Origin of the sequence: Rosenbergiella collisarenosi (assembly GCF_018494085.1) — a bacterium.
Taxonomy (GTDB): domain Bacteria; phylum Pseudomonadota; class Gammaproteobacteria; order Enterobacterales; family Enterobacteriaceae; genus Rosenbergiella; species Rosenbergiella collisarenosi.
The window spans coordinates 147593-161258 of sequence record NZ_JABBFP010000006.1 but is presented as its reverse complement, the minus strand read 5'-3'; the positions used below and the strand labels follow the sequence as shown (position 1 = coordinate 161258).

14 protein-coding genes are annotated in these 13666 nt (G+C 47.2%); all 14 read left to right on the top strand.

All coding sequences use genetic code 11. The features are described from left to right. Positions 1–22: 22 nt before the first annotated feature. The 14 genes from ovoA (at position 23) to atpD (ending at position 13645) form a co-directional block, all read left to right on the top strand. Complete coding sequence (ovoA, locus tag HGT70_RS11175) at positions 23–2146, top strand: 5-histidylcysteine sulfoxide synthase (protein ID WP_241576785.1); 2124 nt, start codon at positions 23–25, stop codon at positions 2144–2146. A 50-nt stretch (positions 2147–2196) separates the two neighbouring features. After that, positions 2197–2658, top strand: a complete 462-nt coding sequence (gene asnC / locus HGT70_RS11170; protein ID WP_071433001.1) for a transcriptional regulator AsnC — start codon at positions 2197–2199, stop codon at positions 2656–2658. Between the two features lie 151 nt (positions 2659–2809). Next, the gene (gene mioC, locus HGT70_RS11165; RefSeq protein ID WP_071432999.1) at positions 2810–3250 is read left to right on the top strand and encodes an FMN-binding protein MioC; all 441 of its coding nucleotides are present in this window, start codon (positions 2810–2812) and stop codon (positions 3248–3250) included. Between the two features lie 430 nt (positions 3251–3680). Beyond that, a complete protein-coding gene (gene mnmG, locus HGT70_RS11160) occupies positions 3681–5570 on the top strand; it encodes a tRNA uridine-5-carboxymethylaminomethyl(34) synthesis enzyme MnmG (protein ID WP_214195870.1) in 1890 nt (629 codons plus the stop codon). Between the two features lie 53 nt (positions 5571–5623). Next, positions 5624–6244 carry a 16S rRNA (guanine(527)-N(7))-methyltransferase RsmG gene (rsmG, locus tag HGT70_RS11155; protein ID WP_071432995.1) on the top strand — a complete coding sequence of 207 codons (621 nt, stop codon included), beginning with the start codon at positions 5624–5626 and terminating at the stop codon, positions 6242–6244. A 164-nt stretch (positions 6245–6408) separates the two neighbouring features. Beyond that, a complete protein-coding gene (locus tag HGT70_RS11150) occupies positions 6409–6705 on the top strand; it encodes a hypothetical protein (RefSeq protein ID WP_071432993.1) in 297 nt (98 codons plus the stop codon). Positions 6706–7120: 415 nt separating this feature from the next. Further along, positions 7121–7501, top strand: a complete 381-nt coding sequence (atpI, locus tag HGT70_RS11145) for a F0F1 ATP synthase subunit I (RefSeq protein WP_214195869.1) — start codon at positions 7121–7123, stop codon at positions 7499–7501. Between the two features lie 8 nt (positions 7502–7509). Beyond that, entirely contained in the window at positions 7510–8328 is an 819-nt protein-coding gene (gene atpB, locus HGT70_RS11140) for a F0F1 ATP synthase subunit A (protein ID WP_071432989.1), read from the top strand. A 48-nt stretch (positions 8329–8376) separates the two neighbouring features. Then, positions 8377–8616 (top strand): F0F1 ATP synthase subunit C, encoded by a 240-nt coding sequence (gene atpE / locus HGT70_RS11135; RefSeq protein WP_028684986.1) that lies wholly within the window; start codon positions 8377–8379, stop codon positions 8614–8616. Between the two features lie 108 nt (positions 8617–8724). Beyond that, on the top strand, positions 8725–9195 hold the full coding sequence (gene atpF, locus HGT70_RS11130; protein ID WP_071432987.1) for a F0F1 ATP synthase subunit B: 471 nt from the start codon (positions 8725–8727) through the stop codon (positions 9193–9195). Between the two features lie 14 nt (positions 9196–9209). Then, positions 9210–9743, top strand: coding sequence for a F0F1 ATP synthase subunit delta (atpH, locus tag HGT70_RS11125; protein ID WP_071432985.1), 534 nt, complete (start codon positions 9210–9212; stop codon positions 9741–9743). 14 nt (positions 9744–9757) lie between these two features. Further along, the gene (atpA, locus tag HGT70_RS11120; protein WP_071432983.1) at positions 9758–11299 is read left to right on the top strand and encodes a F0F1 ATP synthase subunit alpha; all 1542 of its coding nucleotides are present in this window, start codon (positions 9758–9760) and stop codon (positions 11297–11299) included. Between the two features lie 51 nt (positions 11300–11350). Next, entirely contained in the window at positions 11351–12217 is an 867-nt protein-coding gene (atpG, locus tag HGT70_RS11115) for a F0F1 ATP synthase subunit gamma (protein WP_071432981.1), read from the top strand. Positions 12218–12247: 30 nt separating this feature from the next. Continuing rightward, positions 12248–13645 carry a F0F1 ATP synthase subunit beta gene (gene atpD, locus HGT70_RS11110; protein WP_071432979.1) on the top strand — a complete coding sequence of 466 codons (1398 nt, stop codon included), beginning with the start codon at positions 12248–12250 and terminating at the stop codon, positions 13643–13645. Positions 13646–13666 lie beyond the last annotated feature (21 nt).

Sequence of the window (13666 nt, the reverse complement as noted above, 5' to 3'; positions counted from 1 at the left end):
AACAATAAGGAAAGCGACTATCGTGAAAACATCTCCTCTACATCCCGCTTTTACTCCTTCGCTCTCCGGCACTGACCCGGAGCTAAAACGTCGAGAGATACTTGATTATTTTCAAGCCACTTGGCACACCTATGAGCAATTATTTACCTGTCTCGTCGATGAAAAAGCATGGACGACTAAGGCGATCCCCTTACGTCATCCTCTTATTTTCTATTATGGCCATACTGCAACGTTCTTTATCAATAAACTGATCGCTGGTGGTTATCTGAAGGATCGGATCGATGAGCGGATAGAAGCCATAATGGCTATCGGCGTCGACGAAATGAGCTGGGATGATCTGAATGATGATCACTATGACTGGCCTACACCTGCTGCGGTACAACACTATCGGGATCGTGTGCGCCAGCAAGTGATTGAGGTGATTACTCATCTCCCTCTTACTTTACCTATCAAGTGGAGTGACCCAGCCTGGGCGATATTGATGGGGATTGAGCATGAACGTATTCACCTTGAAACATCGAGTGTACTCATCCGCCAGCTACCAATCAGTTGGGTAAGACCACAACCGATGTGGCCGGTGTGTCCGCTGTTCGCAACGGGTCAGGAAAATGCCCCGTCTAATCGGCTAATCCCGCAAGCGGGCGGCTCCCTTACCTTAGGTAAAAAGGATGATTACTACGGATGGGATAACGAATATGGCCGCCAACAGTGTCATGTATCTCCTTTTTCAGCCAGTCAGATGCTCGTGAGTCATGCTGAATATTACGAATTCGTTAAAGAGGGTGGCTATCAAAATACTCAGTGGTGGGATGAGGAAGGCTGGGGCTGGAAAACCTACGCACAAGCCGATAAACCCACTTTCTGGGTCGGCGATATTTCGCATCCCGATCATCTCAAGCTACGGGTCCTTGCTGAAGAAATACCCTTCCCATGGGATTGGCCTGCTGAGGTTAATCAACTGGAAGCCGCGGCTTTTTGCCGATGGAAGTCAGTAAAAACCGGCAAGTCGATTCAATTACCGAGCGAGAGTGAATGGGCATGGTTACGTGAACAGGTTGCCGGAGACCACCCTGATTGGCAGACACCTATCGGTAATATCAATTTACAAGGCTGGGCCTCTTCCTGCCCAGTCGACCATTTTGCTCAAGGTAAGTTTTTCGATATCGTGGGTAACGTGTGGCAGTGGACGACCACACCGATAAAGGGCTATCACGGCTTCGATGTCCATCCACTTTATGATGATTTTTCTACGCCGACCTTTGATGGTAAACACAACCTGATCAAAGGCGGAAGCTGGATCTCAACCGGTAACGAAGCGTTAAAAGCTGCACGCTACGCCTTTCGTCGCCACTTTTTCCAACACGCTGGCTTTCGCTACGTTGAATCGACCCACCAGGAAACTATGCTAACTAATCCTTATGAAACTGACACGATGGTCGCTCAATATCTCGATTTTCAATACGGAGGCTCGCTTCTCAGTGTCGAGAATTATGCTAAAGCCCTCGTTGAAAAAGTCATTCCGCTCTGCAGTGAAACGACGCATGCCTTGGATCTCGGTTGTGCTACCGGGCGTGCAAGCTTTGAACTCAGCCGCTACTTCGACCAAGTAACGGGTATCGATTATTCGGCGCGTTTTATTGATGTCGCACTTCAACTTATGACTGGAGAAGATTTTCGTTACGCAGTGCCTACCGAGGGTGAGTTGGTCGACTACTGTCAAATTCGTCTGAGCGATATAGGGATAACCTCCGAGCAGTGGCAAAACGTTAATTTTCAGCAAGGCGATGCCTGTAACTTAAAGATGACACATGCTGAGTATGATCTGGTCTTTGCTTCAAACCTTATTGATAGATTGCGCGAACCCCAGCGTTTTCTCACTAGTTTAACAACTTTACTAAAGTCCGGCGGTGTGTTGATGCTTTCTTCACCCTACACATGGTTAGAAGAGTACACGCCAAAAGAGAATTGGTTAGGGGGGATTCGTGAGAACGGTGAGGTCGTAACGACCTATCACACCCTACAGCGACTACTACGCGATGACTTCGAAGAGATTCAGCCGCCTGAGGACGTCCCCTTCGTGATCCGAGAAACGGCACGTAAACACCAGTATACTTTGGCGCAGGCAAGCTTTTGGCGCCGTAAATAATGTTTTAACGTCTAAGCGTCCATCTGGGCGCTTTTTTGAAGGACAATAATATGTCAGAGACTTCACAGCTCGATGATCTGGATCGAGACATCCTAAATGTACTGCTTAACCAGGCAAAAACGCCCTACGCGGAACTCGCGAAGATGTTTGGTGTAAGCGCGGGCACCATCCATGTACGCGTCGAAAAAATGCGTCAGAGTGGCGTCATAACAGGCACTCATATCGCGGTCGATCCCCGTAAGCTGGGTTTTGATGTCTGTTGCTTTATTGGCATTATTCTAAAGAGTGCTCGTGATTACCCTGCTGCTTTACAAAAGCTCGAAGCCCTAGATGAGGTGGTGGGCGCTTGGTACACCACCGGCCACTATAGCGTCTTTATTAAAGTCATGTGTCGCTCGATAGACGCCCTACAGCATGTACTCGTGAATAAAATACAGACCATTGACGAAATACAATCGACGGAAACGTTGATCTCTTTACAAAACCCCATCGATCGTCCGATCAAAGCTTAATTTCAAGTTTGCTGTGGATAAGGTTATCTGTGCTTTGATCCACAGTGCTCAATCTCTACGCATTAGTAAAAAATAATAATCCCCCTATTATCCACAGGTGGATCACTGCTTGATCACCGAGTACAATGGCCGCCTTTATTGAGGAGGGACTATGGCTGAAATCACTTTTATTACGGGTAGCACATTGGGCAGTGCCGAATATGTTGCAGAACATCTCGCGGATAAATTAGGCGAAGCCGGTCATACCAGTGAACTCCTACATGGTGCAGAGCTTGATGAAGTGCCCGTTGAAGGGATTTGGATCATCGTGACTTCCACCCATGGTGCAGGTGAGCTGCCTGATAACCTCCTCGATTTTAGCGAGGCGCTAACCGAACAAAAACCAGATCTTAGCGCGGTACGCTATGGCGCAATTGGGTTAGGTAACAAAGAATACGATCTCTTTTGTGGGGCAATTAAGACGCTAGATGAGCAATTAACACAACTAGGGGCAACACGTATCGGCGATCGTTTGGAAATCGATGTTCTCGAGCATGAAATCCCTGAAGATCCTGCCGAGGTATGGCTAGCAGAGTGGATCAACAAGATTTAAGCCCGTGTTAGATCGTTTTTTTTACTGGATCCCCAGTTTATTACTCTGTTTTTATTCTTTTTATTAACCTTTATCTGTGGATAACCATGCTTATATCGTGCTTGAAACCCGTGGTTATCCACTTTATAACTTTAGCTCATTCTTTGACCTGTGCATAAGTAACGATCTTGATCCCAGCTTATACGGACAACGATCACCGATCATTCACATGATATGATCCGAGTAAACAGAATGATAATGTTGAAGAATTTCTAGTTATCCACAGAAACTGACGATCCTAATAAGAGATCTAACAGAAAGATCATATACAGAATAAAGATCTTTCTTTTAAACCTTAAGGATCGTGCCACTTTCCCCAATTCGATAATTTGAGTAGAATTCATCTCCTGGACATTCAGTCCGAATGATTTCATCAACCGAGGTACACTCCATGTTTTATCCAGATCCTTTTGACGTTATTGTCATTGGTGGGGGTCATGCTGGCACAGAAGCAGCAATGGCTGCGGCTCGTATGGGCCAACAAACGCTATTGCTGACTCACAATATCGATACGCTAGGACAAATGTCTTGTAATCCAGCGATCGGTGGTATTGGCAAAGGCCATCTGGTTAAGGAAGTGGACGCCTTGGGTGGATTGATGGCAACAGCGATCGATCATGCAGGAATTCAGTTTAGGATACTAAACAGCAGTAAAGGCCCAGCAGTACGAGCGACTCGGGCGCAAGCCGATAGAGTGCTTTATCGTCAAGCGGTTAGGACGGCATTAGAAAATCAGCCAAATTTGATGATCTTTCAGCAAGCGGTCGATGATCTGATCGTAGAAAACGATCACGTGGTCGGCGTCGTGACACAAATGGGTTTAAAATTTAAAGCGCGATCCGTCGTTCTGACGGTTGGCACCTTTTTAGACGGTAAAATCCATATCGGACTGGATAACTTCAGTGGTGGACGAGCAGGTGATCCGCCCTCGATCCCACTTGCGCGTCGCTTACGTGAGTTACCGTTACGTGTGGATCGACTAAAAACAGGCACCCCGCCACGTATCGATGCAAGAACTATCGATTTTAGCCAATTAGCACCACAGCATGGCGATAATCCAAGTCCTGTATTCTCGTTTATGGGCAATGTATCCCAGCACCCAGAACAAATGGCTTGCCATATTACGTATACCAATGAGCAAACCCATGAGGTGATCCGTAATAATTTGGATCGTAGCCCAATGTACGCAGGGATCATCGAAGGGATCGGGCCACGCTACTGCCCATCGATCGAAGATAAGGTTATGCGCTTTGCGGATCGTAATGCGCATCAGATCTTCCTTGAACCTGAAGGACTCACGAGTAACGAAATCTATCCTAATGGTATCTCGACGAGCTTGCCTTTCGATGTCCAGATGCAAATCGTGCATTCGATGAAAGGGCTAGAGAATGCACGAATCATTCGTCCAGGTTATGCCATCGAGTATGACTTTTTTGACCCGCGAGATCTTAAGCCTTCTCTTGAAAGTAAACATATTCAAGGCTTATTCTTCGCTGGGCAAATCAACGGCACAACCGGTTATGAAGAGGCTGCGGCGCAAGGGTTACTCGCAGGATTAAATGCGGGTCGTTATGCTTCAGATAAAGAAGCGTGGACCCCTCGGCGCGATGAAGCGTATATCGGCGTGCTCGTCGACGACCTCTGTACGCTGGGTACCAAAGAACCGTACCGCATGTTTACCTCGCGTGCCGAGTACCGCCTGATGTTACGTGAAGATAATGCTGACTTGCGGTTAACTGCACAGGGCAGGGAGCTAGGCCTCGTCGACGACGCCCGTTGGATTGCCTTCAATCAAAAACTCGAAACGATCGAACAGGAACGCCAGCGTTTACGTGAGATTTGGATCCACCCTAAATCCGATCAGGTAGAAGAAGTGAATACCGTGCTAAGCGCACCGCTAACCAAGGAAGCGAATGGCGAAGATCTTCTGCGTCGCCCAGAGATGACTTACCAAGCGTTAACGGGGTTATCGCTGTTTACCCCATCGGTCACTGATCCACTGGCTGCTGAGCAAGTCGAAATCCAAGTTAAATACGAAGGGTATATCGCACGGCAACAAGAAGAGATTACCCGTCACTTGCGTAACGAGAACACATTGCTTCCCCTCGATCTCGACTATAAAAATGTTAACGGGCTATCGAATGAGGTAGTTGCTAAACTTAACGACCATAAACCGTCTTCGATTGGTCAAGCATCTCGTATTTCAGGTATCACCCCCGCTGCCATCTCGATCTTACTGATCTGGTTGAAAAAGCAAGGGTTACTGCGTAAGAGCGCATAAATCTTTAAGAGGGAGCGAAAGCTCCCTTTATTTTCTTCGTCGGAATAAATTCAGTGATTAGACAACTTTCTAGGCTCCTTACTCAAACGTCACTTTCACTTACTGAGAGACAACAGCAGCAGCTAATTGCTTACGTTGAGCTGTTGGACAAGTGGAACAAGGCTTATAACCTCACTTCGGTACGTGATCCACAACAGATGATCGTACGCCATATTATGGATAGCATCGTTGTAGCGCCCTATCTACAAGGTAAACGCTTTATCGATGTGGGCACCGGCCCGGGATTACCGGGAATTCCTCTATCAATTGTCTTACCAGATGCTGAATTTACACTACTCGATAGTTTAGGTAAGAGAGTGAGATTTTTGAAACAGGTGCAACACGAACTAAAATTGGACAATATTTTACCGGTGCAGTCGCGGGTCGAAGAATACCCAGCCACACCGCCTTTCGATGGCGTGATAAGTCGAGCTTTTGCATCAATTAACGATATGTTGCATTGGTGTCAGCACCTTCCCGCAGAGGGACATGGACGCTTTTATGCATTGAAGGGGCAATACCCTACTCAGGAATGCGAAGCGTTGCCGGCGAATATTGAAGTCGACATCGCACACCGATTAGAGGTTCCTCAGCTTGATGAGGAACGACACCTCGTAATACTGAAGAAAATCTAATTAAAAAGGACCTAAAGGGTCCTTTTTACTTTTTGATAGCAAAAATCTCATCTAAGTATATGTTTACAAAAGATTAAATAGTGGGTTACTCTGCTCGAACACGTTGACATGTGTAAATTACATTGGAAATTATCGCCTAGTGACTAGGCATGAAAGGAAGCGAAATGAAAGAGTTGAACGTAGTGGAAACCCAGCAAGTTGCTGGCGGAATTTTTGGATTTATTACAGCGCCAATCGGTGCGGTAATGGGGCTAGCGATTGGATCAATCGTTGATGCGGGCTGTAAGGCGGGTAATCTTAGCACCTCTTTCAAATGGTCAGGCTTACAACTCGGGGCGGGGATCGGCGCTGCGGTAGGTATAGCACCGATCACTGCCGCGCTCGGGATTGGTTTTGGCGTTGTCAGTATCGTTAAAAATCGGAACAGCATTGCGGCACAAAAAGCGGCGCAAGACAGTTAACGATTAGGATGAAAAGCAGAGGTGTGCTACGACAACATTTCTGCTTTTCAACTTAAAATATTGAGTAACATCTCTTCAAATCCTATCTTTTAGCACCACTATTAACCCATGTTTTTTATGCGGGTTAGTCTTACAATGAATAATTATGTTTCAATAATGTTTCTATTTGTTAAATTCTGGATGAGATATCGCTGTTTATTCATCAAATTATGTGTCTTTTTTCCCCATAATTGGTTGAATAACGCTTTTCTGAAAGAAATTTAAATAATTGTTCATCTTTTCGCAAGTTACAGATTGAAATCGTAGGTGCTCCCCGTATAATTTGCACGGCTTTTGTTGTTCACTCTTTAAGTGGCCACAGCAGCTTTTTAAGCACACGAAATACCCTTCCGGGTTAAAGGAGAACAACCACGTTATGTCACTAGCCTTTTACAGTATGCGATTGGCTAAGGGTGTTCTGGTCGTACAGCTTGGAACAGTCATTGTTCTTAGTCTTCTTTTTACCTTGAAAAGCACTCACTATGGAGTTTCTGCTCTAGCAGGAGGGATAGCGGCCTCGTTGCCAAATATCCTATTTACGTTTCTGGCCTGGCGCCTGCAAGGGCAATCACCAGCAAAAGGGCGTGTTGCCTGGAGCTTTGCATTCGGTGAAGCGATGAAGGTTATCGTAACCATCATCATGCTTATTGTGGCGTTAGGTGTGTATGGGGCTGCGTTTTGGCCCCTTGCAATAAGCTGGTTGTCGGTGTGTGTAGCTCACGTTATCGCACCGGTTGTAATTAACAAAAAAGGGTAAGAAGCATCATGTCCGCAGGAGAAATCTCAACCCCACAGGAATACATTGGTCACCATCTGACGCATTTACAGATCGACCTCCGTACTTTCCAGTTGGTGAATGCGCACGACGCTCCGGCAACATTCTGGATACTGAATCTGGACTCTATGTTCTTTTCCGTTGTCCTGGGACTGATCTTTCTGGTGCTATTCCGCAAAGTTGCTAAAAACGTAACCAGCGGTGTGCCAGGTAAGCTTCAGGCGGCAATTGAGCTTGTTGTAGGTTTTGTCGATGCCAACGTACGTGATATGTACCATGGCAAAAGCAAACTGATCGCTCCATTGGCACTGACAGTTTTCGTCTGGGTCTTCTTGATGAACTTCATGGATCTGCTACCTATCGACCTGCTGCCATATATTGGTGAGCATGTACTAGGTCTGCCAGCATTGCGTGTCGTCCCATCAGCTGACGTAAACGTGACATTGTCTATGGCACTGGGCGTATTTATTTTGATTCTGTTCTACAGCATCAAAATGAAAGGGGTAGGCGGGTTCACTAAAGAACTTACTTTGCAACCTTTCAATCACCCGATCTTCATCCCTATCAACCTGATTCTTGAAGGTGTTAGCTTACTGTCGAAACCTGTTTCACTGGGTCTACGTCTGTTTGGTAACATGTATGCGGGTGAGTTGATCTTTATCCTGATTGCAGGTCTGTTACCGTGGTGGTCACAGTGGGTTCTGAATGTGCCATGGGCCATTTTCCACATCCTGATTATTTCGTTACAGGCTTTCATTTTCATGGTCCTCACGATTGTCTATCTGTCGATGGCATCTGAAGAGCATTGATTTTTATACCAACATAATTGATTTGATTGAAACAAACTGGAGACTGTCATGGAAAACGTGAATATGGATCTGCTGTACATGGCTGCCGCTGTGATGATGGGTCTGGCTGCTATTGGTGCTGCGATCGGTATCGGCATCCTTGGAGGAAAATTCTTGGAAGGCGCTGCTCGTCAGCCTGACCTGATTCCTCTGCTGCGTACTCAATTCTTTGTTGTTATGGGTCTGGTAGATGCAATTCCTATGATCGCTGTAGGTCTGGGTCTCTATGTGATGTTTGCCGTCGCCTAGTAACGTTGTTGGCGAGCGTTAAGCAAGCTGACAAATGAAGAACAGAGTCTGCCGCTTGTTATCATGACAAGCGGCAGAGCAAGTTAACTTATTGAGAGGCATTGTGCTGTGAATATTAATGCAACAATCCTCGGCCAGGCCATCGCATTTATCCTGTTCGTCTTATTCTGCATGAAGTACGTATGGCCGCCAATTATGGCCGCTATCGAAAAACGTCAGAAAGAAGTTGCTGATAGTTTATCTTCTGCAGAGCAAGCCAAGAAAGATCTGGATATCGCGCAAGCTAATGCGACCGACCAGCTGAAAAAAGCGAAAGAAGATGCTCAGGTTATTATTGAGCAGGCGAACAAACGTCGTACACAGATTCTGGAAGACGCGAAAGCTGAAGCAGATGCTGAACGTACTATGATCGTCGCACAAGCGCAGGCAGAAATTGATGCTGAGCGTAAACGTGCCCGTGAAGAGCTACGTAAGCAAGTTGCGTTACTGGCTATCGCGGGAGCTGAGAAAATCATCGAGCGTTCCGTGGATGAAGCTGCTAACAGCGACATCGTTGATAAACTGGTCGCTGAACTGTAAGGAGGGAGGGGCTGATGTCTGAACTAATTACTGTAGCTCGCCCCTACGCCAAAGCAGCTTTTGACTTTGCTGTTGAGCACCAAGCTATTGATCGCTGGCAGAGCATGCTAGCATTTGCCGCAGAAGTTATTCGCACTCCGCAGCTCGCTGACTTACTTTCGGGCGCAATCGCCTCTGAAAAAGCGGCCGCTACTGTGAATACTATCTGTGGTGATCAACTTGATGCCCATGGTCAGAACCTGGTTAAGGTAATGGCTACAAATGGTCGTTTGACCGCGCTTCCTGCAGTTCTGGAAAGCTTTATTCAATTACGTGATGCGTATGAAGCAACGGCGGAAGTCGACGTTATCTCTGCAAGCGCATTGAATGAAGTGCAACTGGCTAAAATCAGTGCCGCAATGGAAAAACGTTTATCACGCAAAGTTAAGCTGAATTGCAAAATCGATAAGTCTGTATTAGCAGGCGTCATCATCCGTGCGGGTGATACGGTCATCGACGGAAGTATTCGTGGCCGTCTAGATCGTCTAGCAGACGTCTTGCAGTCTTAAGGGGACTGGAGCATATGCAACTGAATTCCACCGAAATCAGCGAACTGATCAAGCAGCGTATTGCTCAGTTCGATGTAGTGAGCGAAGCTCACAATGAAGGTACTATTGTTTCTGTAAGTGACGGGATCATCCGTGTTCATGGCATTACTGATGTCATGCAGGGTGAGATGATTGCCCTACCCGGCAACCGTTACGCTATCGCACTGAACTTAGAGCGCGACTCTGTTGGTGCTGTAGTAATGGGTCCTTACGCCGATCTTGCCGAAGGCATGAAAGTGAAGTGTACTGGCCGTATTTTAGAAGTTCCTGTTGGGCGTGGTCTGTTAGGCCGTGTTGTTAATACCCTAGGCGCACCTATCGATGGTAAAGGATCTGTTGAAAACGACGGTTTCTCTCCAGTTGAAATGATTGCACCTGGTGTTATTGACCGTCAATCTGTTGATGAGCCTGTACAAACAGGTTACAAAGCGGTTGATGCGATGATTCCAATCGGCCGTGGCCAGCGTGAGCTGATCATCGGTGACCGTCAAACCGGTAAAACGGCAATGGCGATCGATGCAATCATCAACCAACGTGACTCAGGCATTAAATGTGTTTATGTCGCTATCGGTCAAAAAGCTTCTACTATCTCGAACGTTGTTCGTAAATTAGAAGAGCACGGTGCCTTATCTAACACTATCGTTGTGGTCGCTTCTGCTTCAGAATCAGCAGCGCTGCAATATCTTGCGCCTTATGCAGGATGTGCGATGGGTGAATACTTCCGTGACCGTGGTGAAGATGCACTGATCGTTTATGATGATCTGTCTAAGCAAGCTGTTGCTTACCGTCAAATTTCACTACTGCTACGTCGTCCACCAGGACGTGAAGCATTCCCTGGCGATGTTTTCTATCTCCACTCTCGTCTGCTAGAGCGTGCTTCACGCGTAAGCGCTGAGTATGTTGAAAACTTCACTAAAGGTGCAGTGAAAGGTAAGACCGGTTCATTAACCGCGCTGCCAATCATCGAAACTCAAGCGGGTGACGTTTCTGCGTTCGTTCCGACTAACGTAATCTCAATTACCGATGGTCAGATCTTCTTAGAATCGAACCTATTTAACTCCGGTATCCGTCCTGCCGTTAACCCAGGGATCTCCGTATCTCGTGTGGGTGGTGCAGCGCAGACCAAAATCATCAAGAAACTGTCTGGTGGTATTCGTACCGCGCTAGCACAGTACCGTGAATTGGCAGCATTCTCCCAATTCGCATCAGATCTTGATGAAGCGACTCGCAAGCAATTAGATCACGGTCAGAAAGTGACTGAATTGCTGAAGCAAAAGCAATACGAGCCAATGTCTGTTTCTCAACAGGGTCTGGTTCTGTTTGCTGCTGAGCGTGGCTTCTTGGGTGATGTAGAACTGTCTAAGATCGGCAGTTTTGAATCTGCTCTGTTAGCCTATGCCGCTCGTGAGCATGCGGAACTGATGCAGGAAATCAACCAATCTGGTAATTACAACGGCGAAATCGAAGAGAAGTTTAAAGCTCTCCTCGAAACGTTCAAGAAAACCCAGTCCTGGTAATGTCTTGCGGCTTGCTGATAAAGCAGGCCGCCTGACTTTGAGGAGAAGCTCATGGCCGGCGCAAAAGAGATACGTAGTAAGATTGGAAGCGTAAAAAATACGCAGAAAATCACCAAAGCGATGGAAATGGTAGCCGCCTCCAAAATGCGTAAATCGCAGGAACGCATGGCAGCCAGCCGTCCGTATGCAGAGACTATTCGCAAAGTGATTGGTCACTTAGCGTTAGGAAATCTGGAATACAAGCACCCTTACCTGGATGAGCGTGACGTCAAGCGCGTCGGCTATTTGGTCGTTTCTACCGACCGCGGGCTTTGTGGTGGCTTGAACATTAACTTGTTCAAAAAGTTAATGACTGAAATGAAAGCGTGGTCTGATAAAGGCGTTCAGAGTGATCTGGCCATTATCGGGTCCAAAGGGCTCTCATTTTTTAAAGCTATCGGCGGTAATATCGTCGCTCAAGCGAGTGGTTTAGGCGATAAGCCTGCATTGGCCGATATCATTGGTCCAGTACAGGTTATGTTGCAGGCCTTCGACGAAGGTCGTATCGATAAGCTTTATGTCGTTAGCAACAAATTTAACAACACGATGTCCCAGACCCCAACCGTTACCCAGATGCTGCCGTTACCGCCAGCAGAAGGCGAAGCAGAGTTGAAGACGAAAACTTGGGACTACCTGTACGAACCCGATCCGAAAGCGTTGCTGGACACTTTGCTGCGCCGTTATGTCGAATCTCAGGTTTATCAGGGTGTTGTGGAAAACCTGGCCAGCGAGCAGGCCGCACGTATGGTGGCGATGAAAGCTGCAACCGATAACGGCGGAGAGCTGATCAAAGAGCTCCAGTTGGTTTACAACAAAGCTCGTCAGGCCAGCATCACCCAGGAACTTACCGAGATCGTCTCGGGGGCCTCCGCGGTTTAACCAGGTAACGAATTAGGTAGAGGATTCAAGATGGCAACTGGAAAGATTGTCCAGATTATCGGCGCGGTCGTTGACGTCGAGTTCCCTCAAGATGCAGTACCGCAGGTATATAATGCTCTTGAGGTTCAAAATGGTGACGCTCGCTTAGTGCTGGAAGTTCAACAGCAGCTGGGTGGTGGTGTCGTTCGTACCATTGCAATGGGTACTTCTGATGGCCTGAAGCGTGGTCTTCAGGTGACTGACTTGGCTAAACCTATCCAGGTTCCAGTCGGTAAAGCAACTCTCGGACGTATCATGAACGTTCTTGGCGAACCTATCGATATGAAAGGTGATATCAAGAACGAAGACGGTAGCACCGTGGAAGTGAATGCTATCCACCGCGCTGCACCAAGCTACGAAGAGCTGGCGAACTCCACTGAGCTTCTGGAAACGGGTATCAAGGTTATCGACTTGATCTGTCCGTTTGCGAAGGGTGGTAAAGTTGGTCTGTTCGGTGGTGCGGGTGTAGGTAAAACCGTAAACATGATGGAACTGATCCGTAACATCGCGATCGAGCACTCAGGTTACTCAGTGTTTGCCGGTGTGGGTGAGCGTACCCGTGAAGGTAACGACTTCTATCACGAAATGACAGATTCTAACGTTATCGATAAAGTAGCGTTAGTATACGGTCAGATGAACGAGCCACCAGGAAACCGTCTGCGCGTTGCGCTGACCGGACTGACTATGGCGGAGAAGTTCCGTGACGAAGGTCGTGACGTACTGTTGTTTGTTGACAACATCTACCGTTACACCCTAGCCGGTACCGAAGTTTCAGCACTGTTAGGTCGTATGCCTTCAGCAGTAGGTTACCAGCCAACCTTGGCAGAAGAGATGGGTGTTCTTCAAGAACGTATCACTTCTACTAAAGCGGGTTCAATCACCTCTGTTCAAGCGGTCTACGTTCCAGCGGATGACTTGACTGACCCATCACCTGCGACCACCTTTGCTCACTTAGATTCAACAGTGACATTGAGCCGTCAAATTGCTTCTCTGGGTATCTACCCAGCCGTTGACCCACTGGATTCTACCAGTCGTCAGCTGGATCCATTAATCGTGGGTCAAGAGCACTATGACACGGCACGTGGCGTTCAGTCATTACTGCAACGTTACCAAGAGCTGAAAGATATCATCGCTATCCTTGGGATGGACGAGCTGTCTGAAGACGACAAACTGCTAGTTTCTCGTGCTCGTAAGATTCAGCGCTTCCTGTCTCAGCCGTTCTTCGTTGCGGAAGTCTTTACTGGCGCACCAGGTAAGTATGTTTCTCTGAAAGATACTATCCGTGGCTTTAAAGGCATCATGGAAGGTGAATTCGATCACCTGCCAGAACAAGCTTTCTATATGGTTGGTGCCATTGAAGAAGCTGTTGAGCGTGCGAAGAAACTGTAATAACAGTTTCCAGGAGAATAG

Excerpts from the sequence above, each read along its gene's own strand:
- mioC (WP_071432999.1), top strand. The coding sequence starts at position 2,810 with ATGGCTGAAATCACTTTTATTACGGGTAGCACATTGGGCAGTGCCGAA.
- mnmG (WP_214195870.1), top strand. The coding sequence starts at position 3,681 with ATGTTTTATCCAGATCCTTTTGACGTTATTGTCATTGGTGGGGGTCAT.
- atpE (WP_028684986.1), top strand. The coding sequence starts at position 8,377 with ATGGAAAACGTGAATATGGATCTGCTGTACATGGCTGCCGCTGTGATG.
- atpB (WP_071432989.1), top strand. The coding sequence starts at position 7,510 with ATGTCCGCAGGAGAAATCTCAACCCCACAGGAATACATTGGTCACCAT.
- atpG (WP_071432981.1), top strand. The coding sequence starts at position 11,351 with ATGGCCGGCGCAAAAGAGATACGTAGTAAGATTGGAAGCGTAAAAAAT.
- atpA (WP_071432983.1), top strand. The coding sequence starts at position 9,758 with ATGCAACTGAATTCCACCGAAATCAGCGAACTGATCAAGCAGCGTATT.
- HGT70_RS11150 (WP_071432993.1), top strand. The coding sequence starts at position 6,409 with ATGAAAGAGTTGAACGTAGTGGAAACCCAGCAAGTTGCTGGCGGAATT.
- asnC (WP_071433001.1), top strand. The coding sequence starts at position 2,197 with ATGTCAGAGACTTCACAGCTCGATGATCTGGATCGAGACATCCTAAAT.
- atpD (WP_071432979.1), top strand. The coding sequence starts at position 12,248 with ATGGCAACTGGAAAGATTGTCCAGATTATCGGCGCGGTCGTTGACGTC.
- atpI (WP_214195869.1), top strand. The coding sequence starts at position 7,121 with ATGTCACTAGCCTTTTACAGTATGCGATTGGCTAAGGGTGTTCTGGTC.
- atpH (WP_071432985.1), top strand. The coding sequence starts at position 9,210 with ATGTCTGAACTAATTACTGTAGCTCGCCCCTACGCCAAAGCAGCTTTT.